The organism is Rhizobium leguminosarum bv. viciae, assembly GCF_012276115.1.
In the GTDB taxonomy this organism is placed as follows: Bacteria; Pseudomonadota; Alphaproteobacteria; order Rhizobiales; family Rhizobiaceae; genus Rhizobium; species Rhizobium leguminosarum_T.
The window spans coordinates 68722-93638 of record NZ_WIEU01000009.1 but is presented as its reverse complement, the minus strand read 5'-3'; the positions used below and the strand labels follow the sequence as shown (position 1 = coordinate 93638).

The 24917-nt window shown below is 60.6% G+C and carries 29 protein-coding genes; 22 read left to right on the top strand and 7 right to left on the bottom strand.

All coding sequences use genetic code 11. The features are described from left to right. Positions 1-4: 4 nt before the first annotated feature. The 9 genes from GFM02_RS17535 (at position 5) to visR (ending at position 7613) form a co-directional block, all read left to right on the top strand. Positions 5-472 (top strand): chemotaxis protein CheW, encoded by a 468-nt coding sequence (locus GFM02_RS17535; RefSeq protein ID WP_020048469.1) that lies wholly within the window; start codon positions 5-7, stop codon positions 470-472. Beyond that, complete coding sequence (gene cheR / locus GFM02_RS17530) at positions 469-1377, top strand: protein-glutamate O-methyltransferase CheR (protein ID WP_018072553.1); 909 nt, start codon at positions 469-471, stop codon at positions 1375-1377. Before GFM02_RS17535 ends, cheR begins: the two co-directional genes overlap by 4 nt. Then, a complete protein-coding gene (gene cheB / locus GFM02_RS17525; protein ID WP_017958976.1) occupies positions 1374-2417 on the top strand; it encodes a protein-glutamate O-methylesterase CheB in 1044 nt (347 codons plus the stop codon). Before cheR ends, cheB begins: the two co-directional genes overlap by 4 nt. After that, positions 2418-2807: a response regulator gene (locus tag GFM02_RS17520; RefSeq protein ID WP_003545503.1), complete on the top strand. Its 390-nt coding sequence runs from the start codon at positions 2418-2420 to the stop codon at positions 2805-2807. Then, positions 2804-3358, top strand: a complete 555-nt coding sequence (gene cheD, locus GFM02_RS17515; protein ID WP_003545509.1) for a chemoreceptor glutamine deamidase CheD — start codon at positions 2804-2806, stop codon at positions 3356-3358. Before GFM02_RS17520 ends, cheD begins: the two co-directional genes overlap by 4 nt. Before the next feature lie 16 nt (positions 3359-3374). After that, complete coding sequence (gene cheT / locus GFM02_RS17510) at positions 3375-3764, top strand: chemotaxis protein CheT (protein WP_168322286.1); 390 nt, start codon at positions 3375-3377, stop codon at positions 3762-3764. Between the two features lie 208 nt (positions 3765-3972). After that, entirely contained in the window at positions 3973-5664 is a 1692-nt protein-coding gene (gene fliF, locus GFM02_RS17505) for a flagellar basal-body MS-ring/collar protein FliF (protein ID WP_168322285.1), read from the top strand. Between the two features lie 447 nt (positions 5665-6111). After that, positions 6112-6858 carry a transcriptional regulator VisN gene (visN, locus tag GFM02_RS17500; protein WP_168322284.1) on the top strand — a complete coding sequence of 249 codons (747 nt, stop codon included), beginning with the start codon at positions 6112-6114 and terminating at the stop codon, positions 6856-6858. 8 nt (positions 6859-6866) lie between these two features. Then, positions 6867-7613 (top strand): transcriptional regulator VisR, encoded by a 747-nt coding sequence (gene visR / locus GFM02_RS17495; protein WP_131664711.1) that lies wholly within the window; start codon positions 6867-6869, stop codon positions 7611-7613. Between the two features lie 79 nt (positions 7614-7692). Here the strand turns inward: visR and GFM02_RS17490 are convergent, their stop codons facing one another. The 6 genes from GFM02_RS17490 to motA all read right to left on the bottom strand — a co-directional run bounded on the left by GFM02_RS17490 (position 7693) and on the right by motA (position 12999). Then, positions 7693-8136 carry a hypothetical protein gene (locus tag GFM02_RS17490; protein WP_018072559.1) on the bottom strand — a complete coding sequence of 148 codons (444 nt, stop codon included), beginning with the start codon at positions 8134-8136 and terminating at the stop codon, positions 7693-7695. Positions 8137-8141: 5 nt separating this feature from the next. After that, positions 8142-9221, bottom strand: a complete 1080-nt coding sequence (gene flhB, locus GFM02_RS17485) for a flagellar biosynthesis protein FlhB (RefSeq protein WP_131664712.1) — start codon at positions 9219-9221, stop codon at positions 8142-8144. A gap of 232 nt (positions 9222-9453) precedes the next feature. After that, complete coding sequence (gene fliG / locus GFM02_RS17480) at positions 9454-10494, bottom strand: flagellar motor switch protein FliG (protein ID WP_168263269.1); 1041 nt, start codon at positions 10492-10494, stop codon at positions 9454-9456. Positions 10495-10522: 28 nt separating this feature from the next. Continuing rightward, positions 10523-11110 (bottom strand): flagellar motor switch protein FliN, encoded by a 588-nt coding sequence (gene fliN / locus GFM02_RS17475; RefSeq protein ID WP_020048476.1) that lies wholly within the window; start codon positions 11108-11110, stop codon positions 10523-10525. A 65-nt stretch (positions 11111-11175) separates the two neighbouring features. Further along, a complete protein-coding gene (locus GFM02_RS17470) occupies positions 11176-12126 on the bottom strand; it encodes a FliM/FliN family flagellar motor switch protein (protein ID WP_168269016.1) in 951 nt (316 codons plus the stop codon). Further along, positions 12127-12999 (bottom strand): flagellar motor stator protein MotA, encoded by an 873-nt coding sequence (gene motA / locus GFM02_RS17465; protein ID WP_168304745.1) that lies wholly within the window; start codon positions 12997-12999, stop codon positions 12127-12129. Between the two features lie 254 nt (positions 13000-13253). Between motA and flgF the strand changes: the two genes are divergently transcribed. The 13 genes from flgF (at position 13254) to fliP (ending at position 22404) form a co-directional block, all read left to right on the top strand. Beyond that, positions 13254-13988: a flagellar basal-body rod protein FlgF gene (gene flgF / locus GFM02_RS17460; protein WP_029874043.1), complete on the top strand. Its 735-nt coding sequence runs from the start codon at positions 13254-13256 to the stop codon at positions 13986-13988. Between the two features lie 119 nt (positions 13989-14107). Beyond that, positions 14108-15508, top strand: a complete 1401-nt coding sequence (fliI, locus tag GFM02_RS17455; protein ID WP_168322283.1) for a flagellar protein export ATPase FliI — start codon at positions 14108-14110, stop codon at positions 15506-15508. A 2-nt stretch (positions 15509-15510) separates the two neighbouring features. After that, positions 15511-16053, top strand: a complete 543-nt coding sequence (locus GFM02_RS17450; protein WP_168322282.1) for a flagellar protein — start codon at positions 15511-15513, stop codon at positions 16051-16053. A gap of 263 nt (positions 16054-16316) precedes the next feature. Next, the gene (flgB, locus tag GFM02_RS17445; protein WP_003545529.1) at positions 16317-16709 is read left to right on the top strand and encodes a flagellar basal body rod protein FlgB; all 393 of its coding nucleotides are present in this window, start codon (positions 16317-16319) and stop codon (positions 16707-16709) included. A 4-nt stretch (positions 16710-16713) separates the two neighbouring features. Beyond that, on the top strand, positions 16714-17130 hold the full coding sequence (flgC, locus tag GFM02_RS17440) for a flagellar basal body rod protein FlgC (RefSeq protein WP_003545531.1): 417 nt from the start codon (positions 16714-16716) through the stop codon (positions 17128-17130). Positions 17131-17132: 2 nt separating this feature from the next. Beyond that, complete coding sequence (locus tag GFM02_RS17435) at positions 17133-17474, top strand: flagellar hook-basal body complex protein FliE (RefSeq protein WP_020048480.1); 342 nt, start codon at positions 17133-17135, stop codon at positions 17472-17474. A gap of 19 nt (positions 17475-17493) precedes the next feature. After that, a complete protein-coding gene (gene flgG, locus GFM02_RS17430) occupies positions 17494-18282 on the top strand; it encodes a flagellar basal-body rod protein FlgG (protein WP_003545534.1) in 789 nt (262 codons plus the stop codon). A 16-nt stretch (positions 18283-18298) separates the two neighbouring features. Continuing rightward, positions 18299-18781, top strand: a complete 483-nt coding sequence (flgA, locus tag GFM02_RS17425; RefSeq protein WP_168322281.1) for a flagellar basal body P-ring formation chaperone FlgA — start codon at positions 18299-18301, stop codon at positions 18779-18781. Further along, positions 18778-19899, top strand: coding sequence for a flagellar basal body P-ring protein FlgI (locus GFM02_RS17420; protein ID WP_003545536.1), 1122 nt, complete (start codon positions 18778-18780; stop codon positions 19897-19899). The genes flgA and GFM02_RS17420 overlap by 4 nt, the downstream gene beginning before the upstream one ends. Beyond that, positions 19896-20438, top strand: a complete 543-nt coding sequence (locus GFM02_RS17415) for a MotE family protein (protein WP_012756064.1) — start codon at positions 19896-19898, stop codon at positions 20436-20438. The genes GFM02_RS17420 and GFM02_RS17415 overlap by 4 nt, the downstream gene beginning before the upstream one ends. Then, the gene (gene flgH / locus GFM02_RS17410) at positions 20435-21151 is read left to right on the top strand and encodes a flagellar basal body L-ring protein FlgH (protein WP_011650477.1); all 717 of its coding nucleotides are present in this window, start codon (positions 20435-20437) and stop codon (positions 21149-21151) included. Before GFM02_RS17415 ends, flgH begins: the two co-directional genes overlap by 4 nt. A 12-nt stretch (positions 21152-21163) precedes the next feature. Beyond that, entirely contained in the window at positions 21164-21670 is a 507-nt protein-coding gene (locus GFM02_RS17405) for a flagellar basal body-associated FliL family protein (RefSeq protein WP_168322280.1), read from the top strand. Further along, positions 21667-22404, top strand: coding sequence for a flagellar type III secretion system pore protein FliP (gene fliP / locus GFM02_RS17400; protein ID WP_020048481.1), 738 nt, complete (start codon positions 21667-21669; stop codon positions 22402-22404). Before GFM02_RS17405 ends, fliP begins: the two co-directional genes overlap by 4 nt. Before the next feature lie 142 nt (positions 22405-22546). On the opposite strand, the gene GFM02_RS17395 is transcribed toward fliP, so the two are convergent. Next, positions 22547-24463 carry a glycosyl transferase gene (locus GFM02_RS17395; RefSeq protein ID WP_168322279.1) on the bottom strand — a complete coding sequence of 639 codons (1917 nt, stop codon included), beginning with the start codon at positions 24461-24463 and terminating at the stop codon, positions 22547-22549. Between the last annotated feature and the right edge of the window lie 454 nt (positions 24464-24917).

The window sequence follows — 24917 nt, the reverse complement described above, 5'->3', positions numbered from 1 at the left end:
GGGAATGTCGTACACTGTAAAAAATCTGAACGAGGGGGATCGCGAGCTGATCGCGTTCCGCATCGGGGATCAGGAATTTTGCGTGAACATCATGTCGGTTCGCGAAATCCGCGGCTGGACCCCGGCAACCGCGATGCCGCATTCGCCTGGCTATATGCTGGGTGTCATCAACCTGCGCGGCGCGGTGCTGCCGATCATCGATCTTGCGGCCCGGCTCGGCATGAAGCCGGCCGATCCGACTGCCCGTCATGTCATCATCGTCGCCCAGGTCCGGCGCAAGGTCGTCGGCCTGCTGGTCGATGCCGTTTCCGACATCCTGACGGTGACCGAAGAAACCATTCAGCCGACGCCCGAGATCACCTCCGAGCTCGAGCGTCAATTTGCTCGCGGCGTTCTCGCCATCGAGAAGCGCCTGATCTGCCTGATCGAACTCGAATCCCTCTTTCCAGAGACCGAAAGCGAAGCCGCATGAGTGTAATGGGCGCAAAAGATCAGAGGCAGGGATCCGACGAGGTCCTGGCGAGCGGAGAATATCCGCTGACGCGCCGCGACCTCACCGAGATCGCTGCGATGATCTATTCGGATGCCGGCATCTTCCTCAACGAGACCAAGGCGTCGCTCGTCTATTCGCGCCTGTCGAAGCATATTCGCAATCTCGGCCTGTCCGGCTTCCGGGAGTATTGCGACCTCGTCGCTTCGCCGGCGGGTGCTGCGCCGCGTCGCGAGATGCTTTCGCATCTGACGACCAATTTTACCCGTTTCTTCCGCGAAAACCACCATTTCGACCATCTGCGCGACCATGTCCTGCCGGAGCTTCTGCAGCGGGCGAGATCGGGCGGCAGGGTGCGCATCTGGTCGGCCGCCTCCTCCGACGGGCAGGAACCCTATTCGATCGCGCTGACGGTGCTGTCGCTGATGCCGAATGTCGCGGATTACGACTTCAAGATCCTGGCAACAGACATCGATCCGAAGATCCTCGCGATCGCCCGGGCCGGCGCCTATGACGAGAGCGCGCTTGAAACCGTGTCGCCTGCCATGCGCAAGCAATGGTTCAGCGAAGTCGAGGTGCAGGGCCGCCGGAAGTTCCAGGTCGACGACCGCGTGAAGCGGCTGATCACCTACAACGAACTGAACCTGATGGCGCAATGGCCGTTCAAGGGCAAGTTCGACGTCATCTTCTGCCGCAACGTCGTCATCTATTTCGACGAGCCGACGCAGATGAAGATCTGGCAGCGTTTCGCCGGCCTGCTGCCGGAGGGCGGGCATCTCTATATCGGCCATTCCGAGCGTGTCTCCGGCGAGGCAAAACACGTCTTCGACAATATCGGCATCACGACCTATCGCTACACGGCCAAAGGTCTCGGGAGGAAGGCATGAGCGCTCCGGCAAGAGTTCTCGTTGTTGACGACTCGCCGACGATGCGGGGGCTGATCACCGCCGTCTTGAGTTCCGACCCCGAGGTCAACGTCATCGGCCAGGCCGGCGACGCTCTGGAAGCGCGCGAGGCGATCAAGCGGCTGAACCCCGACGTCCTGACGCTCGACATCGAGATGCCGAACATGAACGGCCTCGATTTCCTCGAAAAGATCATGACGCTGCGTCCTATGCCGGTGATCATGGTATCCACGATGACCCATCGCGGCGCCGAGGCGACGCTTGCGGCGCTGGAGATCGGCGCCTTCGACTGCGTCGGCAAGCCGGCGCCGGGCGAACTCAGGCCTTTCGGCGACCTCGCCGAGAAGGTCAAGGCCGCCGCGCGCACGCAACGCCAGTATTCCCAGCCCGTCGCCGCCGTCGCGCCACCACCCTCGGTCGCCGACTTCCGCGTTGGCCGTAAGATCGTCGCGATCGGCTCGTCGACCGGCGGCGTCGAGGCACTCATTGCCGTGCTGCAGAAATTTCCGGCGAATTGCCCGCCGACCGTCATCACCCAGCATATGCCGCCGACCTTCACCAAGAGCTTCGCCGAGCGGCTGAACCGCCTCTGTGCACCGGTGGTGCAGGAAGCGACCGACGGCGCCCGGCTCGAAATCGGCAAGATCTATCTGGCGCCCGGCGGCGAGCGGCACCTGCAGGTCAGCGGCGCCTCGGCGCCCTGCTGCCGTCTCATTGACCGCGCGCCGGTCAACGGTCACCGCCCCTCGGTGGATGTGCTGTTCGATTCGGTCGCGGAACTGGCGGGCCGCAATGCCGTCGGCGTGATTTTGACCGGAATGGGCCGCGATGGCGCCGCCGGATTGTTGAAAATGCGCCACGCCGGCGCCAGAACGCTCGGCCAGAACGAAAAAACCTGTGTCGTTTACGGAATGCCAAGGGTTGCTCACGAACTTGGCGCCGTTGAGCAGCAGCTGCCGCTGTCTGCCATCGGTGAAGAAATATTGAAAATGACAGCCGCCCGAAAGGAAGGGACCGAATAAATGTCGCTCGCAGAGAAAATCAAAGTTCTGATCGTCGACGATCAGGTGACGAGCCGGTTGCTGCTCAGCGATGCGCTGACCCAGCTCGGTTTCAAGCAAATCACGTCGGCTGGTGACGGTGAGCAGGGCATGAAGATCATGGCCGAGCAGCCGCACCACCTGGTGATCTCGGACTTCAACATGCCGAAGATGGATGGCATCGGCTTCCTTCAGGCAGTGCGCACCAACCCCAACACCAAGAAGGCGGCCTTCATCATCCTGACCGCCCAGGGTGACCGCGCACTGGTGCAGAAGGCGGCCCAGCTCGGCGCCAACAACGTGCTCGCCAAGCCGTTCACGATCGAGAAGATGAAAGCGGCCATCGAAGCCGTGTTTGGAGCCCTGAAATGATCACTGAGGGGGCAGCCCGCCGCGTGCACATCATTCAGGGCGAGTACAAGGTTCTGAACGATCCGAATGCGGTCCTCTCGACCATTCTCGGTTCGTGCGTGGCTGCGTGCCTCAGAGATCCTGTCGCCGGTGTCGGCGGCATGAACCACTTTCTGCTGCCCGGTTCGGCGACGTCGCCGACATCAGGCGGCGATGCCACGCGCTATGGCGTGCATCTGATGGAACTGCTGATCAACGGTCTCCTGAAGCAGGGCGCCCGGCGCGACCGGCTGGAGGCAAAGATCTTCGGCGGCGCGAAGACGATCTCGACATTCTCCAATGTCGGTGAGCAGAACGCGGCCTTCGCCGTGCAGTTCCTCAGGGATGAAGGCATTCCGGTGGTCGGTTCCTCGACCGGCGGAGAGCATGGACGCAAGCTTGAATATTGGCCGGTCTCCGGTCGTGCCCGGCAATACCCCCTGACCGGCGCCGAAACGCAGAGAACCGTCGCTCTCGAGCAGCGCCCCGCAGCTCCGCAGAAGCCCGTCGAAACCAGTATCGAATTTTTTTGATGGCGAGGATTTTCATATGACATTTACCCAGATGATTGAGCCGCCTGCGCCTGTCGAAGCGCTGAGCGACATCCTGATGCGCATCGTGTCCGAACTGCACGATGTCGCCTATCTCATCGAGCGCATCGAGCCGCAGCTTCTCGACCTCGGCGGCGCCGAAATCCTGAACTCGCCGGATGCCATGAAGGTCATGCAGGGCATCGATCTGGCCGTGCAGAAATCACGCGGCCTTGCAGAGTTTATCGACACCATCACCGGCGAAATCCCGCACGGCTGGGCAGTCGACGTCGCAACGGCGCTCAGCCTCGTCAAGCTGGCAGAGATGCAGAAGGCGTTGGGCGGCGCCACACGCCACGGCCATTCTCAGCCGTTGAGCAAGGCAGCCGGCGACTTCGATTTCTTCTAGAACGCTCCGTTTTTCTCCGAGACACGAAAGCGCTTTCTCCTTGTTCTTGCGCAATTCGGGACGCAAAACCGCCGCGCATTTTTGCTGGAATTACTTTAGGTCTTTCGCTCCCGCACACTCTCACGAAACGCTCGCACAAGTTTCGGCGACTATTCGTCTGATGAGGCAATAAGCCTGCTTTGTCTTTGACGGATCGTGCGAGAACAGAATGAATCTGTTAAATCAATTAGTTCAGATCTTTAAGAACTTCGGTTCCCTGGGCCGAACACGCCTGATGATTCTCGGAGGCGTCGGTGCCGTTTCCATTGCAATCGTCCTTGCGGCCGCCCTTTACGTCAACAAACCGGCACAGGAAACCCTCTATGTCGGCCTGGACTCGCCGGATCTCAACCAGATCAGCATGGCGCTTGCCGAAGCCAACATCAATTTTCAGGTCGGTACGGATGGCTCCAGCATCAGCGTTCCCGCGGGGATGACGGGCAAGGCCCGTCTGATGCTTGCCGAGCGCGGCCTGCCGAACAGCGCCAATGCTGGTTATGAACTCTTCGACAATGTCGGCTCCCTCGGCCTGACCTCCTTCATGCAGGAGGTAACGCGGGTTCGAGCGCTGGAAGGCGAAATCGCCCGCACCATCCAGTCGATCTCGGGTATCACAGCCGCGCGCGTCCATATCGTCATGCCGGAGGTCGGAAACTTTCGGAAGGCGGAGCAGAAGCCGACCGCATCCGTCATGATTCGCGCAAGCGCCACCACCGGGCGCAGCGCGGCGACTTCGATCCGCCATCTCGTCGCCTCGGCCGTGCCGGGGCTTGACGTCGATGACGTGACCATCCTCGATTCCGCCGGCCAACTGCTCGCTTCCGGCGACGAGGCGAGCAACAGCTCGCTGAACCGCTCGCTCAACATCGTCCAGAACGTTCAGCAGGAAGTCGAATCCAACATCGACAAGGCGCTGGCACCCTTCCTCGGCATGGACAACTTCCGCTCCAGCGTCACCGCCGATCTCAACACCGACGCCCAGCAGATCCAGGAAACGGTTTTCGATCCCGAATCCAAGGTCGAACGCTCGGTCCGCTCGACGAAGGAAGCCCAGCAGTCGCAGCAGAAGCAGTCCGATAGCGCGACGACGGTCGAGCAGAACATTCCGCAGGCGGCTCCCGAGGCTGGCGGCTCCGCCGGGCCCGAATCGCAAGACAAGTCCGACAAGCGCGAAGAGCAGACCAACTACGAAATCAACAGCAAGACGACGGCGACGACCCGCAGCAGCTATAAGGTCGAAAAGCTTTCGATCGCCGTGGTGGTCAACAAGGGCCGCATCGCCAAGATGGTCGGTGAGCCAGCCGATCAGACCAAGGTCGACGCCTATCTTGCCGAAATGCAGAAGATCGTCTCTTCGGCGGCCGGCATCGACGCCAAGCGCGGCGACGTCGTCACCGTGACGGCCATGGACTTCCTCGAGAACCAGTTGCTCGAAGACGCCACCGGCGGTGTCCGCGTCATGGACATGCTGAGCCGCAACCTTGCCGGCATCATCAACTCGCTCGCCTTTGTCGCGGTCGCCTTCGTGGTGGTCTGGATGGGCCTGCGGCCTCTGGTGCGCAGCATCAACGGCAACGGCAGCTCCGCGGCTTTCGGCGACGCGACGCCGGGAGCGGCTGGCCTCGAGCTTCCGGACTTCGCGCCTGCATCGGGAGCACCCGGCGGCGCTCTCATGGACGGCTTCGGGTCCGACTTCGGCTTCGACAGCACCGAGGACCTGCTCAGCCTCGGCGACGACGATGGAAACTTCAATCGCCGCGTCAAGGAAGGCCCGGAACGCAAGCTTTCCCGTATGGTCGAGATCAACGAGGAACGCGCCGCGAAAATCCTCAGGAAATGGGCGATCGACGAAGCAGCGTAAAGGAAAGGCCGGGCAACCGGCCTTTTTTCATGTCGGTACCAAAGCTGGATTTCCTGACCGCTGTTGCTGAAAACCATGACCGGCTCTGTGAGAGACTTGGGGCATGACAATCAGGGTTGGGAAATCAAACAACAATATAGACCCGACCACTGAAATACGGCTGTAACGCGACATGACGAGAGGCATTCGCGTTAAACGCGAAGCTGGTTGCGATACCGCCAGAATCACCTTAGCCTCCTTAGATCTTGAAGGCTGGAACGACTGGTCGAATCAGTGCATTGGCGACAGCGAAAGTAAATCCCTAGAAGTCGGAGATGGTGATTTGCATCGGCTGGCTTACCCTTAGGTGATTCGAAGTGGGATTCGAGCGGGACTTGACCTGAATCCTTTACAGAAAAATTGCTGTTGCACCGAGTTCGATCGTTTCTCAGCCGCAGGACATTGCCAATGGATATGAATGTAATTCAGGCGAGCAAAGGCGAGAGGCATATGGCGAATTTCGCGAGTGCGGTGGTGCCGGATCTGTTGCCGCGCGATGAACTGCTCCAGCGCCTCCACGGCGTCGCCAGCACCGGCAGATTGCAGTCTGGTCTGCGCGCTCTGACGGATTACGTGGGTGCTTCGCAATACCTTCTGGCGCGCTGTGATCTCATCCAGGAAAGTGGCCTCGATTTCATCGTTTCGTCGGACTGGCCTTTCGATCTGGTCAGGGACATCGCCAATGATCTGGTCCGCGGCTATGCCCGCTCGACGGAGCTGGAAAAATGCATGCAGGTCTTCCAGCCGAATTTTGCTCTTCTGCCTGACAGTGCCGAAGTTCCGGATGGCGCCAGCCGCCAATATTGCTCGGTGACCTTCAACGTCGGCCGGTCGCGGCTGGCCCTGATGTTCCTGTTCGGCGAGGGGTTCATCCTTTCGCCGGAGCGCCTGCGGGACGTAGGACTGCTTGCAGGTTATGTCGCGAGCTTCCTGCGCTGCGGTGGTACGAAGGTCGATCGCGATTTCGAATTGACCGACCGCGAGCTGGAATGCCTGTTCTGGATCGCCGAGGGCAAGACCAGCGACGAGATCGCCATGATCCTCGGAATCTCCCGCAATACCATCAACAACTACATCACCAGCGTGATGCGCAAGACGGCGACCAAGACCCGGTCCGAGGCCATTGCCTTCGCCGTCCGCAATAATCTCGTATAGGGGGATCTATGGGCTATCCAGCAGGCAGGACGATGAGCAGCGCCGAGCAGCTGCGCACGGTGCGTGTGAACAGGATTTCCAGCCGGTCCGATCTTTTTCCGCGGCTGATCGCGATGCAGAAGCTCGCCGATGCGCAAGGCTTCGCGATCTTCCGCGTCAGCGGCTCGGGCCTTCCGGCAAAGCAGAGGCTTGTCTGCGAGCTTGAGAACTGGGGTTCTTCCAATGCCGGTTTCGGCAAGGCCTTCACGGATGCCTACGGCGATATTCTTCTCGATCATATCGACAAGTCGCTGCTGCCGCTCTCTTGGGCCGGCGGTTACGACCGTGCGGCACCCGGTCCGGCAGACTTCTCGCCGTTCATGACGCGACTGCAGGACGGTATTCTGCCATTCTCCGGACTTGCCTTGCCGGTGCGGCTCGGCGCCGTCGGCAATGGTTTCATCCTTTTCACCGGCGATGAGATCGATCCATCGAGCGATACCATCGTCGAGCTGCACGGTCGCTGCTGCCATATCATGATGGATCTGCTCTCGCTCGACGAACGCCGCACGGCTGCCGCCGAGGCGCTCAGCGAACGCGAGATCGCCTGTCTGCAGCTTGCCGGCGACGGCCGCATCAGCGAAGAGATTGCCGACAAGCTCGGCCTGTCCGTGCACACCGTGAACGCCTATCTCGGCTCGGCGACCATCAAGCTCGATTCCGTCAATCGCATCCAGGCGATCGCCAAGGCGATCCGGCTCGGTTATATCAGCTGAACCCACGCGTTGTCCCTTTCAGCGCCGCGTCTTTTCAGACGCGCGAGAGCATGTCGCGCAAAAGTGTGCATGAAAGAAATCAGCCGGCCAGCGCCTGCGGCGGCTGGTTGACGCTGTAACGCGCTTCCCGAAGGCTCTTTTTGAGGAAGATGGTGTTCTCGTCGGGATCGGCCGAGGGATCCTGGAAAGCGATATGATTGATCTCGATGCCGGCGTGATCTTCGGCAAGGGTGAGCTGCGCGTAGACGGTGACACCGCGCGGCTTGATTTCCAGATCGAGAACGACTTCGGGCTTGCCGCCCCACTCCAGAGTATAGTTGCCGCCCAAGCCGAAATTCACCGTGCCCGGATGAAAGAAAAGCTCCGCCGCCGAAGCGACGAGATCGGAAAGGTTGCCGTAATACTCGAAGCGCAGCAGTGAAATAAGGTCAGAAGCATCCAGAAGGCGCAGTTCAGTAGCGACCGGGCTGATCGCGTCTGCGAGGATCTTTTCACGCTGGGTAGAGTGGGGGCATTTTTTCATTCGGCTTATCTTACCCGTTTGTTCTTGGCGTCCGCAGCGTAGACCCGGTGGATGAGCTCCGCTACCGCCTTATAGAAGACTGACGGGATGACACTATCGATCGAGACTTGCGCAAACATGGAGCGCGCAAGTGGCGGATCTTCGAACACCGGTATACCGTTCTTCTCGGCGATCTCCCTGATTTTGAGCGCAATCAGGTCCTGGCCCTTGGCCAGCACCACCGGCGCGTCGTTCTCTTCACGCGCATAACGCAGCGCCACCGCATAGTGCGTCGGGTTTGCAATCACCAGCGTCGCGCGGTCCACGTTGGCGATCATGCGCCGGCGCGCCCGGTCGCGCATCAGCGAGCGCTGCCGGCTCTTGACGAAGGGATCGCCCTGCGCCTGCTTGTTTTCTTCCTTCACCTCGTGCCGCGTCATCTTCAGTTCGGTGAACCAGTGATGGCGCGTCCAGAAAAGATCGGCGATAGCCACGATAGCCGTGGCGATCAGCATGACGATGATGATCTTGCGCATCGCCGCCGTCACGCGCACGAGGATCGTTTGCGGATCGGAGAACATCGCGTCGATTGAGCCGAAATATTCGCTCCTGAGCACGAAGAACAGGATCACTCCGACGACGACCACCTTGAACAGCGACTTTCCGAATTCGACCAGGCCGGGCACGCTGAAGAGCCGTGACCAGCCTTTGATCGGCGAGATACGCGAGGCCTGCGGGCGGATGCGTTCGAGCACCAGTGTCGGCAGATTCTGGAAGACGGAGGAGGCGACGCCGAACACCATGAACAGGATGAAGGCGGGCGCCAGCAGCGCGGCACTTGCCCAGCCGATCCTGACGAACAGCGCCAGGACATCCGGTCCCGTCTCGATCTTCCACTGGTCGGGCTGTTCGAAGATGTCGCGCAGCATTTCACTCATGCGCCCGACGCTGTCGGGAAGGAAAAATACGAGGTAAATGAAGGTCGCAAGGATGGTCGCAAAGATCGAAAGTTCGCGCGAAGACGGCACGTTGCCCTTTTCCGCGGCATCGCTTTGCTTTTTCGCGGTTGGGGCTTCTGTTTTGCTGTCCTTGTCATCGTCTGCCAAGTCGCGGCCCTCCGTCAAAGAAATAGGCCGCGCCTAACGATGTCGCCCAAAAACGTGCAGCGCTTTTGGGATGACGACATGCATCAGAACAAAGACCTAGAGCGCGTCGCAAGAACCGAGTTCTATGCGACGCGCTCTAGAGCACGGTCTATTGTTGGAAGGGTAGTCGTCTGTGGCAAGGCGATCAACAGCCGCCTTTCGGCATGCCGGATTTGTCAACAGTCTCGACGTTTTAGGCGGCCGCCGAAGCATCGCCTTCCTTTTCCTTGAGCTCGATCTGGCCGGAATTGGCCAGCCGAATCGCTTCCTGCGCCACGGCGCGGCGGGCAATCGCGATCTCGCGCGGATTGACGCCGCCCATGCCGCTCTGCAGATCCGATTCGATCATGCGGCGCTGGCGTGGGCTGATGGCGGAGAGAACCGATTCGCGGATCTCGGGCGGCGACCCGCGCAGCGCGACAGTGAGCACGTCCGCCGAGATGTCGTTGAGCAGCATGACGCGGCTGCGCTGCGGCATGTACATGAGGTCCTCGAACAGGAAGATCTTCGGGCGAACCTTGTTGACCGACTCGCGGCTGATCGATTCGAGCGAGCTGAGCAGCGTGTCGACCTGCGGCTTGTCGAGTTCGTTCATGAGATCGGCGACCTTGGTCGAGCCGGCTGCATTGCGCTCTGCCTCGACCTCGGCAAGCAGCGTCATGACCTGGTTTTCGATGATCTGCGCAGCCTTCGGGCTGACCGCCTTCATGTTGACTGTTCTGTTCATGATGTCGGCGCGGCGGTTGTCGGGAAGCTGCAGCAGCACCTTGGCGCCGAAGGCGGAGGGCATCATCGAAAGAATATAGGCGACGGTCTGCGGATGCTCGCGCAGCAGGAACTGTGCGACGAACGTCGGCTCCGCCTCACTGAGGCGATCCCAGATCGAGGTTTCGTAGGCCTGGAATGCGGTGCGGCGGCCGAGCAGGCTGTCGACCTCGTCGGGCGTCAGGCCTTCTTCAAGAATGGCCTCGATCGCCTTGGCGTTGTCCATCAGTCCGGCGCCCTCGGTGAAGAGGTCTTCGAACTCGGAGACGAGCAACAGGAGCTCGTCCGGCGGGATAGCGCGCAGCGACTGGGCGGATGAGATAATGGTCTGCAGTTCGGCCTGGGTGAAATATTTCAACAGCCGGCCGGCGACGCCCTTTCCCATAGCGAGAAGAACAGCCGCCGCCTTTTCAGCCTGGGTCAACGGTTTCCCGGCTAGTGCGCCGCCGAAATCGTCAAAGTCCATCATGGTCTAACCTCTCCGTCCCAAACAGGGATCAGGCTTTTTTCGTACTCAAAACTTCAATCAGTTTCACACCGAATCGCGTGTCGTCGTTATCAAGCACCGTAATTTCGCCGCGGGCAATCCTGCGGCCATTCACCATGATCTCGACCGGTTCACCGATCTTCTTGTCGAGGGCGATCGTCGCCCCTTCATTGAGGTTCATCAGGCCGGAGACCTGCATGCGGCTGGTGCCGAGCATTATCTGGACGTCGATCGGGATGTCCATGATCAGGTCGAAGTTGGAATTCAAGGCGCTGCCGAGCGGGGCCGGCGACGCCTCGAAGGAGGGGCCTTCGCCGAAATCCATGCCGGCCGCCGGGCTGGCATTGCCAGCGCCAAAATCACCGCCGAAATCGTCGCTGCCAAACGGGGTTTCCGAAGCCTCGCCGCCAAAGGCGGCTAGGTCCGTTCCTGCTGCGAAGGGGTCGCTCTGCAGGTCGTCGCCAAACTGCGACAGGTCGCCATCGGCATCCTGCTTCAGCACGCCGCGCAGATCGTCGATCGCCTGGTCGAGATCGGCTTCGCTGCCCGGAAGATCCAGGGAGAGGTCGCTGTTCTGCTGTGTTTTCTTCGTAGCCATGAAATCACTATTCCAGTTGAAACTTGCCTCAAACTGCCTTTGCAGCCCAAAAGCCAGAGAACCGATTAATTCATTAAATGACGGATGAGTTCGTCATCCGAGTTCATCGTATCCTTGACGCGGACCATGTAGTTTTCACCTGAACGCCCGAACTCGCACACATACAATTCCTTGCTGTTGGCGCTGACCTCGACGCGCACGTCGCCGTGGTCGCGGAACGGAATGACGTCGCCGACCATCAGCTTCGATATCGTGCGCAGCGTCAGGTCCTGCAGCCTGATCTTGGCCTCGAGCGTGACGTGTGAGCGGCGGACCTGGTCGCCAAGCTGTTCGGTCCATTCCGCTGAGTTGCTGCTGGCCTGGCGTTTCGGCTTCGGCGGCGTCACCTTGGTCTTGAGCAGTGCCGTCTGCGGAACGATCAACGAAAATTCCGAAACGATGCCGGCAAGGGTGATCGACATGTTGATGGCGGCCGCGAATTCATCCGGACGATCCTCCTGCGGCCGGGTGCGCATGTCATGGGCGTACGGGGCCAAAAGGCTCGGTTCGAAACCGCCCGGCGCGTTGACCGCCGAGCGCAGCACCTTGGCGATCTTGTCGAAGACCATGACCGCCAGATCGAGCTCGATGATCGACAGCAGCCGGTCGGCCGGTTCCTCGATCGTATCGGCTGTGGCGCCAAGCAGATGCTCCATCAGCGTGATGACGAAGCCGTTGCCGCAGACAAGCGTAATGTTCTGCGACCAGTTGCGCAGCGTCGCGTCGACGAGTGTGACGTTCGCGCTCAGGTCTTCGATGAGGTGGTTCTTGTAGCCGATCTCGCAGCCGAGATAGTTGACCGTCACGTCGAGGCCGGTCTCGCTTTTGATGACGTCGGGAAAGAATTCGCTGTAGATTTCCCCGAAGGAGCTGCAGATCTTAGCGACCCTGCCTCTGTCGCCAAGCCCGCCTGTCAGCTTGGCGAGGAGGGCAGGATCCATTGCCGGTTTGTCGTGCGAAGCATTGCTCATAGTCATTTAAGCCGCCTTGTTTTCGCCGCCTGGGTTCATCATTTCCTGCTCGACCGCATCGATGGACGGACGCTCGTAAGCCGAGATCGTCTTGCGACCGTATTCGAGAGCGACCTGCGGTACCGAGCCGTTCATATAGGCAAGCAGCGTCTGCTTGACGATGACGTAGAGGCGGTGCTGCTTGTTGCGCACGACCTTGATCTGGGAGACCAGCGGCGAGCAGACGCAGTAGGACAAGAGAATGCCGAGGAAGGTGCCGACGAGCGCCGAGCCGATCAGGTGACCGAGCACTTCGGGCGAATCGTTGATGTGGGCCATCGCCTTGATGACGCCGAGAACGGCCGCGACGATACCGATCGCCGGGAAGGAATCGCCCATGATCTGGATCGCGTGGTAGGGCTTCATCTTGTCGTGCATGATGGTGTTGAGCTCTTCATCCATCAGCGCCTCGATCTCGTGGCTGCGGGCGTTGCCGATGATGATCAGGCGCACGTAGTCGCAGATGAACGCCGTCAGTTCCTTGTTCTTCAGAACGGTCGGAGCCGATTGAAAGATCGTCGATTCGGCCGGATTGTCGATATGGGCTTCGATTTCGTTTCGCGACTTGGTGCGCAGGTCGCGCATCAGCGAATAGAGCACGCCGAGCGTATCGAGATAGTTGCGTTCCTTCGGCACGGCGTGCTTGAAGGCTTCGCCGAGCGCTTTGCCGGAATCCTTCACCACCTTCATCGGGTTCGCCATGATGAAGCTGCCGAGACCGGCGCCACCGATGATGACGAATTCGAAGGGCTGGAACAGAGCGTTCACGTCGCCGCCCATCGCCATGAAGCTGCCGATGATACAGCCGCAAGTCACTATAAATCCAATAATGATGTTCATCGTCAGCCCAATCTGAACGTTGCTTTTCATTGAGACCGATAGGGTTTCTGCCTTGCGTGAGGCTGATGAAAGGCCCGCTCGCGAGGCATTTCCGCGTGCCAGCTTCGCGCAAGCATCTGCCGTCAGTCTAAAGGGGACGAATGGGTGCCTGCGCCCGTTTCTGAGATGCCGCCTCAGCGAAATCCCGGCCGAACCACATAAGACGACGCCCGGCCTTTCGTTCCGTTCATCGCCAATGCTTGGAGCTTACCGACATGCAATCCGGTCTTTATGTTTCTCTGTCGTCGCAGATGGCCCTCGAAAAGCGCCTGACCACCATCGCAGACAACATGGCGAACGTGAACACGACCGGTTTTCGCGCCACCGAGGTGAAGTTCGACGAGATGGTGGCAGCCACCAAGAACAAGCTGAACACCAAGGTCGCCTTCGTTTCTCAGGGCAACGACTACCTGAACGAGGGAAATGGCGAGTTGCAGCACACCGGCAACATGCTCGATTTCGCCATCAAGGGTGATGCCTGGTTTGCGCTCGACACGCCGGCCGGCCAGGTTCTGACGAGGGATGGCCGCTTTACGATCAAGGATACCGGCGAACTCGTCTCGATCCGCGGATACCCGGTTCTTGACGCCGGCGGCGCACCGATCCAGCTCAACACGACAGGCGGCGAGCCGGCCGTCGGCACCGACGGCATCATCTATCAGGGCGGCCGCCAGATCGGCTCGCTCGGCCTGTTCGAGGCCGATGTCAGCAAGGGTTACCTGCGCTACGAAAACAGCGGCATCATGACCACCGACCAGCCGCGCGCTGTCGTCGACCGCTTCAATGTCGGTGTCGAGCAGGGTTATCTCGAAAACTCCAACGTCAATGCCATGCGCGAGATCACCCAGCTGATCGAAGTCAACCGCGCCTTCGAAAGCGTCTCGTCGCTGATGCGCGACAGCGAGGATTCTTTCAAGGAAGCCGTTCAGACGCTTGGGGGCAGCCGCTAATGCATGTCGCCCAAAAGTGTCCGGCGGTTTTGGGAGAACGACATGCACAAGAACAAAGATCCAAAATACGTCGCATGCAGCAAGCTGCACGCGACGTATTTTAGGGTGGGATTTGAAGCATGAGCACCACGCTACTATCAGTGGACGGCCTTTCTCCGAAGCTGGCGCATCTGGCGGACCTCGTCGACCGATACGCATCGCCGGAGTTCGCGGTTGCCCATGGCGGCCGCGTGCAGACCATCGCTGCTGGCCACTACACGGTTCACGGTCTCTCCCGCCATGTTCGTCTGGGCGAGTTCGTGGCTCATAAATCGGCCACCGGCATCCATCTCGGCGAGGTCGTGCGCGTCGAGCCGGAATTGATCTATGTCTGCCCGATCGAACCCGGCGAACCGATCGGCATCCACGATACCGTCATCCGCAAGGGCGCCTTCCGCATTTCACCGACGGACAGCTGGTGCGGGCGCACCGTCAACTCGCTCTGCGAGCCGATCGACGGGCTGGGCCCGATCACCGAGGGCCTCGATCGCCACTCGATCTCCAATACCGCGCCGCCCTCGATGACCCGCAAGCGTGTCGAGACCGGCTTCAAGACCGGCGTGCGCGCGATCGACATCTTCTCGCCGCTCTGCCTCGGCCAGCGCCTCGGCATCTTCGCCGGTTCCGGCGTCGGCAAGTCGACGCTTTTGTCCATGCTCGCCCGCGCCGATGCCTTCGACAAGGTTGTCATTGCGCTCGTCGGCGAACGCGGCCGCGAAGTGCGCGAATTCATCGAGGATACGCTCGGCAGCAATATGAAGAAGGCGATCGCCGTCGTCGCCACCAGCGACGAGAGCCCGATGCTGCGCAAGATGGCGCCGCTGACGGCGGTCACCATCGCCGAGCATTTCCGCGACAAGGGCGAGAACGTCCTCTTCATCGTCGATAGCGTCACGCGTTTCGCCCATGCGATCCGCGAGGTGGCGACCGCCTCCGGCGAACCGCCGATCGCGCGCGGTTATCCCGCCTCCGTTTTCACCGAGCTGCCGCGCCTCCTGGAACGCGCCGGTCCCGGTCCCGAGGGCGCCGGCACCATCACGGCGATCATCTCGATCCTCGTCGACGGCGACAATCACAATGACCCGATCGCCGATTCGACCCGCGGCATCCTCGACGGACATATCGTCCTGCAGCGCAGTCTCGCCGAAGAAGGGCGGTATCCCCCGATCGATCCGCTCGCCTCGATCTCGCGTCTTGCCCGCAAGGCCTGGACGCCGGATCAGGAAAAGCTGGTATCGCGGCTGAAGGTGCTGATCCATCGTTTCGAAGAGACGCGCGACCTGCGCATGATCGGCGGTTACCGTCAGGGCGCCGATCCCGATCTCGACATGGCGATCAAGCAGGTGCCGATTATTTACGACGTCCTGAAGCAGTCTCCGGGCGATCGCGACTCGCTCGACGCTTTCGCCGATCTCGCCGGCGCGCTCAAGGCTGCAGCCGGCATGGGCAATCAGGGCGCCCCTATTCAGAGGAGAGGCTAGACGTGGCTGATTTCGACGACGAACGTATCGCTTCCCTGAAGCGGCGCAGGAAAGCCGCCATTCTGGATCGGTTTCTGACCTTCTCCGGCCTGGCGCTTGCCGGCGCATCCGCCTTCTTTCCCTGGTACGTCTTCTTCAATGCGGACAAATTCGGCATCAATGTCGCCACCAGCGAGAATTCGCGTGAACTACCGGATTGGCCGGCCCGCAACGTCTTCAGCGTCTCGCCGCTTGCCATGGTCAACAAGAACGAGGCGGACAAGAAGGCCCCGCCGATCGATCCGCTGACGACGGCGACGGTCTCCGATCTCGGCAAGGAGCGCGATGGCCGCGCCATACAGGAAGATCAGCCTTTCCCCGGCAAATCTTCCTTCCGCCTGCTGCATGTTTCCAACGGCCGGGCGCTGATCGAGGATCCCTCGGGCATGTATGTGGTGCGCATCGGCTCGATCCTGCCCGACGAAAGCCGCCTTGCGACACTCGAGCAGCGCGACGGCAAATGGGTGATCGTCACCTCCAAAGGCGAGATCTACCAGAACAATTGAACCTGTCCGTAAACGCCGAAGGCAACAGGGGCTCCGCCGCGAACCGGCCGGAGCCCTTTTTTCTCCGTGATTCCTTAAATCGATTCCGATTTATGGAATGACGCAGCTATTCAAAGAGTTACAGCGTCCTTGCGCATCCGAAAGACGTGCGGCGCTGGCATCGCGGCGGCGTTCGCCGAAAACCGCCTCGACGCCTGAATTCCCCGTAAGTCCCACGCAAGATTACCGCACTAGGTTCGGGACAGTAAAAACGGAGAGTTCTCATGCAACCGATCCAACTTTTCGACTTGGCTTCGCGGCAGGCGGAATGGCTGACGATCCGTCAGCAGGTTGTTGCCGGCAACATCGCGAATGCCAATACCCCGAAGTTCCGCGCCAAGGACGTTACGCCCTTTGATGCGGTGCTCGACAATTCCAATATCAACATGGCGCGCACCAATCCGGCGCATCTCAGCGGCAACGATTTCAGCGACAGCGGCGATATCGACGTCAAGGACGCCGCGCTCGACCAGGAAATCGGTGTCCAGGAATCCGGCAATACGGTCGGTTTGGCCGAGGAGCTCTCCAAGTCGGGCGATATCAAGCGTCAGTACGATCTGAACACCTCGCTGGTCAGTTCCTTCAACCGCATGATGTTGATGACGGTCAGGAGGTAAAGTCATGGATCCGCTTTCAGCAGCAATGAAAATCGCCGGTTCCGGGCTCGAGGCGCAGTCGACGCGCCTACGCATCGTTTCGGAAAACATCGCCAATGCCCGCTCAACCGGCGACACGCCCGGCGCCGACCCCTATCGCCGCAAGACGATTACCTTCGGCCAGCAGATGGATCGCAGCAACGGCGTCGAGACTGTCGGCGTCAAGAAGGTCGGCGTCGACGAAGGCGACTTCAGCACTGAATTCGACCCCAGCAATCCGGCTGCGGACCAGAAGGGCGTCGTCAAACTGCCGAACGTCAATATCCTGGTCGAGATGGCCGACATGCGCGAAGCCAACCGCTCGTATGACGCCAATCTGCAGACCATCAAACAGACCCGCGATCTCATCTCCTCCACGATCGACCTCCTGAAGAGCCAATAATAATGATCAGCAGCGTCCAGAATGTCAGCAACCTTTCGATGACCCGTGCGCTCGGCGCCGTCGACACCGAAAATTCCGCCTCCTCGTCTGCCGCCACCATGTCGGGCGCCGCAGGAGCGGCCAACGGCATGAGCTTCGCCTCCGTCATGGGCAACATGGCGAGTGAGGCGGTCAACAGCCTGAAGGGTGCGGAAAGCATGTCCTTTGCCGGTATCAAGGGCACGGCGACGACGCGTGAAGTCGTCGATTCCATGCTCCAGGCCGAGCAGACGCTGCAGACCGCGATTGCCATCCGCGACAAGGTCGTCTCGGCCTTTCTCGAAGTCACCAAGATGCAGATGTAACTGATTTGAGGACGAACACATGAGAGCGCTCGCCATCGCAGCAACGGGCATGGATGCCCAGCAGACCAATCTGGAAGTCATCGCGAACAACATCGCGAACATCAATACGACCGGTTTCAAGCGCGCCCGCGCCGAATTCTCGGATCTTCTCTACCAGACCGAACGTGCCAAGGGTGTCGCCAACCGCGCCAACCAGGCCGTCGTTCCGGAAGGTGCCAATATCGGCCTCGGCGTCCAGACCTCGGCGGTCCGCAACCTGCATCTCCAGGGCGAACTGACCCAGACCGGCAACGATCTCGACGTGGCGCTGATCGGCAAGGGCTTCTTCCAGATCCAGTCGACCGACGGTACGACGCTTTACAGCCGCGCCGGCGCCTTCAACAAGAACGACCAGGGACAACTCGTCACCATCGACGGCTACGAGGTCCTTCCCGGCATCACCATTCCGACGGGCTCGACCGAACTGACGATCAGCCGCTCCGGCCAGGTCTCGGCCAAGCTGCCGGGAGCGACGGAGGCGACCGAACTCGGCCAGTTGACTCTTGCCGACTTCGTCAACGAGGCAGGTCTCCAGCCGCTCGGCGACAATCTCTTCCAGGAAACGCCGGCCTCCGGCGAAGCCGTCATCGGCAATCCTGACGAGGAAGGTTTCGCCTACATGAAGCAGGGTTACCTGGAATCTTCCAACGTCGACCCGGTGAAGGAAATCACCGAGCTGATCTCGGCCCAGCGCGCTTACGAAATGAATTCCAAGGTGATCACCACCGCTGATGAAATGGCCTCCATCGTCAGCAAGAACCTGAAGTAAAGGGAAGGGCCGAAACATGATGTTTTGCCGGGCAGGACACATCTCAGGATGGGTGGCGGCAGCCACGATCGCAGTCGCGGGCATTTTCCTGCCCGCGGACGTGGATGCCGGCATGGGTTATGCCGTCGTCCCGACGACGATCATCTACCCCGGCGACACATTGTCGTCGAGCCAGCTTCAGGAGGTCGAGGTCACCAACCCCAACCTCGCCGGCGATTATGCCAAATCCATTTCCGAGGTCGAAGGCATGGTTTCCAAGCGCACGCTGTTGCCGGGCCGCACGATTTCGGTTTCGGGCCTGCGCGAAGCCTATACGGTGACGCGCGGCTCTTCGATCCGCCTGGTCTTATCGCTCGGCGCGATGACGATCTCCGCCGCCGGCACGCCGCTCGAAGACGGCACGATCGGGCAGGTCGTTCGCGCGCGCAATATGGACTCCGGCGTCATCGTCAGCGGCACGGTGCTTGCTGACGGCACGGTCCATGTGAGGGCAAAATGAAATTGTTCTTCCGTTTCGTCACCCTTGTCGCGGTTCTCGCCATGAGTTTGGCTGATGTCGCGCCCGCCTGGGCGCTAACCTCCCGCATCAAGGACATTGCCTCCCTTCAGGCCGGGCGCGACAACCAGCTGATCGGTTATGGCCTGATCGTCGGTCTGCAGGGAACCGGCGACGGCTTCCGTGCCTCGCCCTTCACCGAGCAGTCGATGCGGGCGATGCTGCAGAATCTCGGCATCTCGACGCAGGGCGGCCAGTCCAACGCCAAGAATACCGCAGCCGTGATGGTCACCGCCAACCTGCCGCCCTTCGCAAGTCCCGGCAGTCGTATCGACGTGACGGTGAGCTCGCTCGGCGACGCGACGTCGCTGCGCGGCGGCACGCTCGTCATGACCTCGCTTTCCGGCGCCGACGGCCAGATCTATGCCGTCGCGCAGGGCGCTGTCATCGTCTCCGGTTTCCAGGCGCAGGGCCAGGCGGCGACCGTGACCGAAGGCGTCACCACCGCAGGCCGCGTGCCCGGCGGCGCGATCATCGAACGTGAACTGCCGTCCCGCTTCAAGGACTCGGTCAATCTCGTCCTACAGCTGCGCAACCCAGACTTCTCGACGGCGATCCGTATCGCCGACATCGTCAACGGTTATGCCTCGGCGCGCTTCGGCGGCCCGGTCGCCGAAGCCAAGGATTCGCAGGAAGTCGTGATCCAGAAGCCGCGCGCGGCCGATCTCACCCGGCTGATGGCCGACGTCGAAAACCTCATCGTCGAAACCGATACGCCGGCCAAGGTGGTCATCAACGAGCGCACTGGAACGATCGTTATTGGCTCCGACGTCCGCGTCTCGCCGGTCGCCGTCAGCTACGGCACCTTGACTGTCCAGGTCACCGAGACGCCACAGATCATCCAGCCCGAACCCTTCTCGCGCGGCCGGACCGCCGTCCAGCCGCAGACCGATATCGCGGCCGAGCAGACTGGCGGGCGCGTCGCCATCATCGACGGTCCAGATCTCAGGACCCTTGTCGCCGGCCTCAATAATATCGGTGTGAAACCGGATGGCATCATCGCCATTCTCCAGGGCATCAAGTCGGCAGGCGCCCTGCAGGCGGAGCTTGTGCTGCAATGATTGATATCATCAACCCTGACATGACGGTTCTGCAATTGCTGCGCCGGCTGGCGCTGCCGGCCGCAGGCCTCGTCCTTCTGTCGATCCCCAGCGCCTTCGCGCAGGAACATGCGCCGGCAGGCGACATCACCTCCCAGGACGAGATCAAGCAGTTCTGCACCAACATTGCCGAGCCCGCCCGCGACCAGCGCTACCTCCTGCAGAAGCAGGAACTTGAAAAGCTTCGTGCCGACATCGACGCCCGCATGGCGGAAATGGACAAGCGCAAGGCCGAATACCAGGACTGGCTGAAACGGCGGGACGATTTCCTGAAGCAGGCGGAAGCCGGCCTCACTGAAATCTACAGGAAGATGAAGCCGGATGCGGCCGCACTTCAGTTGCAGGACATGAAGATCGAGGTGGCCTCCGCCGTGATCATGCGGCTCGGCCCGCGTCAGTCGAGCCTCATCCTCAACGAGATGGACCCTGAGAAAGCCGCGGTCATCGCCAGCGTCATCGCCAGTGCGTCCGATCCCAATACGTCGAAGGATCCTTCATGAATATGCGTTTCCCGGCCGCGATCGCCGCCCTCGCACTCCTTGCAGGTTGCCAGTCTCCGACGGCGGTCAGCGAGATCGGCCGCGCGCCTGCCATGAGCCCGATCGGCAGCGGCCTCGCCTACGGCCAGACACCACAGATGGCGCTTTATCCGAAGCAGCCGCGTGCTGTGGCGCAGGGCTATTCGCTGTGGAGCGATTCTCAGGCCGCCCTCTTCAAGGATGCGCGCGCGCTCAACGTCGGCGACATCCTGACCGTCGACATCCAGATCAACGACAAGGCCTCCTTCGACAATGAGACCAACCGCAGCCGTACGAATTCGAGCGGCATGAACTGGGACGTCAACGCCCAGATCTTCGGCTGGACGCCCGAGTCGAAGACCGACCTGACTTATGGCTCCGACACCAGCACCGACGGCAAGGGCAAGATCGAGCGCACCGACAAGCTCACCCTTCTGGTCGCCGCCGTCGTCACCGGCATTCTCGAAAACGGCAACCTCGTCATCTCGGGCTCGCAGGAAGTCCGCCTGAACCAGGAGCTGCGCATCCTGAATGTCGCCGGTATCGTTCGCCCGCAAGACGTCAATGCCGACAACCAGATCTCCTACGACAAGATCGCCGAAGCCCGCATCTCCTACGGCGGCCGCGGCCGCCTGATGGAAGTGCAGCAGCCTCCGCGCGGCCAGCAGGCCGTCGATCTTTTCTCGCCGCTTTGAGGCCGAACGACGATGGCAGAGCCAGACGCAAGCGCAGGTCAATCGCAGAAGAAATCCGGCTCGCTGATGACGATCATCGGCATCGCCGTCCTGACCCTGCTCGGCGCCGGCGGCGGCTGGGCGGTCGGTACGATCGTCGCGCCCAACATCAAGGGGGCCAAGGAGGTCGAGCAGGCCAAGGATGCGGAGGCGAAGAAGAAGGCCGAGGAAGGCCTGGCACGCATCTCGAGCGAGGCCAACAACGTCGTCCAGCTAGAGCCGATCACGTCGAACCTCGCCTACCCTTCAGAAAACTGGGTGCGACTCGAAGTCGCGCTGCTCTTCAACGGGCCTCCGGATGTCAAGGTTTCCGAGGATATTCACCAGGATATCCTCGCCTATATCAGGACCGTTTCCCTCCAGCAGATCGAGGGGCCGCGGGGCTTTCAATATCTCAAGGATGACATACAGGAACGTGTTGACCTTCGCTCGCAAGGGCGGGTATCGAAGGTCATGTTCAGGACATTTGTCATCGAATGATTCGTCTCATAGTTTTCCTTGCCGCCATGATGGCGGTACCGGAACTGGCGGTGGCACAGCAGCTGCCGACTGACTTGTTGAATATACCGGTCGATGGCTCCGTCGCCGCCTGGATCATCCGCACATTCGGCCTGCTGACCATTCTTTCGGTCGCGCCGGGCATCCTGATCATGGTGACGAGCTTTCCGCGCTTCATCATCGCTTTTTCGATCCTGCGTTCAGGGATGGGCCTCTCCTCGACGCCCTCCAACATGATCCTCCTGTCGCTGTCGCTGTTCATGACCTTCTACGTCATGTCGCCGACCTTCGACCAGGCCTGGCAGAACGGCGTGCAGCCGCTGCTTGCCAATCAGATCAACGAGACCGAGGCGGTCCAGCGTATCGGCGAACCCTTCCGCACCTTCATGGCGGCCAATACCCGCGACAAGGATCTGGCGCTCTTCGTCGATCTGGCGCGCGAACGCGGACAGAATATCCAGACGACCGATCCGATCGACTACCGCGTGCTGATCCCGGCCTTCATGATTTCCGAGATTCGCCGCGGCTTCGAGATCGGCTTCCTCGTCGTGCTGCCGTTCCTCGTCATCGACCTCATCGTCGCGACCATCACCATGGCGATGGGTATGATGATGCTGCCGCCGACCTCGATCTCGCTGCCTTTCAAGATTCTCTTCTTCGTGCTGATCGACGGCTGGAACCTGCTCGTCGGCAGCTTGGTGCGCTCGTTCAGCTGAACGGCTGCCGCCGTTTGGATATTCGCCAATGAGAAAACCCGTCGGATTGCTCCGGCGGGTTCTTTCATTGTGCAGCAATTCAAGGTGCCAAGCGTCGTTTACGCCTCTGAAAGACGCGCGGCGCTGCAGTGGTCGAAAAGCCTCACTCGGCCGCGAACGGCGCCGTGCGCGGTGGCAGCGCCGGAATGTCCATATGATCGGGTGCAAGACCCTGCTTGGCGCGCTTGGCCATGATTTCATAGGCCTGCTCCAGATGGTCGCAGAACCGTTCGGCATCGAAGAGCGGCGCGATATAACGCTTCTCCTTGAGATGCGCTTTGTATTCGGCGATCCGCCCGGGGTTCTCAGCCAATTCGACAGCCATATCCTCATAGGCCTGCAGGTTGGGCGCAACGAGATCGGGCAGGTCGATGGCCCTGAGCAGGCTCTCGCTGACGCGTGACGCGAAGTTGGTGCCCTTGACGGTCAGGACCGGCAGGCCGCCCCAGAGCTGCTCCGAGGTGGTCGTGTGGCCATTGACCGGGAAGGTGTCGATGCCGAGGTCGGCTGCCTGCTGACGGTCTATATGTTCTTCATAAGGGGCGCGCGGGCAGAAGATGATCCGCTTGGGCGAAATGCCCGCCGTCTGGAACTGCTTCAAGAGGTTTGCCTGGTTGCGCGGCGTATTCGCCATCAGCCAGAGCACGCTGTTCGGCGCGCGCTTGAGAATACGGCACCAGCTGTCGATCGTCTCCGGCGTGATCTTGCGGTTGCCGTTGAAGGACGCGAAGATGAAGGCGTCATCAGGCAGGCCGAGCTGCTCGCGTGTAACAGCACGTGGCTTCGGGCGATGCATCGGGTCGTTCGGCTGGTAGCTCTCCGGCAGGCGGCAGAACTTCTCGTGGTAGAAGGGTTTGGCCACCTCGGGCAGCACCGAATGGTCGCCGATGACATAGTCGAGATCGATATTGACCGTGCTGCCGGGAAAACCGAGCCAACCGACATGCACCGGCGCCAGCGGCAAGTTGAAGGCCGTGGCGCGGCTGCCTGACGTATGGCCCTTCAGATCGACCATGATGTCGATATTATGCTTGCGCACTGCTTCCAGCATCGCCTGGTCGGAGAAGCCGTGAATTGTGACGATCCTGCCCCAACGGCTGCGGTCGGTGTCGTTGTGCTTCAGGAATTCTGGTTCGGTATGGCAGAAAAGGGTTACCTCGAACCGGTCCTTGTCGTGCAATTCGAGGATACGCTGCAACAGCTTCATCGTCGCGTGGCGATCCCAGAAGTCGGATGACATGTAGCCGATCCGGATCTTGTCCGACCATGTGTGCGGCTGGCTGCGGCGGAAGGCCACCCGTTCCGGGTTGAGGGGCGTGGTGCCGATCGTCGCATACCGGTTGAAATCCTCGTTGCCGCACCAGTGCAGATGATAGAACGGGTTGTCCTTGCGTAGGATCTCGACATCGCCCTTTGCAAGAGTGGCGTCGATCACTGCCTGATGCTTGCTTGCCTCTTCGAACTCGTTGAATTCGCGGGCGAAAACAAGATGAAGGAAGCGGAATGCGAGATTGCCGGGAAAACGCTTGAAGAGGTTGCGCGCAAGGGCCTGGTTGGTTGCGTCGTGCAGATCGTCGCTCAGCAGCAGGGCTGCCAGGCGCATATGATCGGGATTTTGGCTCTCCGACAGCACCGTCTTGAACGGCCGGATGATATCCCGCTGCTGGCGCTTCAGATAGATCGCGGTGATGATGAAGGCGAGTTCCGGGTCTTCCTGGGCCTTGCTGAGGTTCCGCATGGCGATCAGCAGGGCGTCGTCCTCGCTGCCGGTCTCGTAGTGCAGCTTGGCAGCCTGTTTCTGGTATTCGTAGGCGTTCGGTCCTTCGCAGTTGCCGGCCAGGCCATAGGCTTTCGCGGCATCGGCCTTGAAGCCGAGTTGCACGAGGTTTTTGGCCAGCAACGCATAGGTCTTGGCGTCCTGCTGGATATCCATCAACTGGTTGAGCGTCGCCAAGGACTGTGTGTAGCGGCCCATCTGGTAATCCTTGGATGCCGCAGAGAACGAAACTTTGCTGTTCAAAACTCAACTCCGTGAAGGAAATGTTCTGGCATGGCTGTCGATCGCCGAAGCGCGCATGGCTCGTCCTCCCAAAAACGGGGTCGGTCCGATGATGCTATCCCGGCATCCGCCACACTGGCATTCGAAGCTTGCTTGAAACCGGTGGCGCGATGAGCGCCTGCTTTGTCCGGAAAGCCTTCGACTGTCCCAGGAAAGCGCACCTTTCGGATGCCAAAATTATCTTCAGCAGGCATTAACTAAGCCTTGTGAGAAGGCATTAACTATGCCTTGCAAGGAGCCGGCCCAGGGTCTGTATTTTTAAGAAGTTGGCAAGCATTGGCTGCGAAATTGCCCTGGACATGACGGGTTTGGGCCAAACAAAAAGGCGCCGAGTAGCATGAAGCTGGTCCGTCATCGCCGGTACTATAGTCCGGTATGTCCTCCTTTTTGTATCTTGTTTTCCAGGGGACAGACT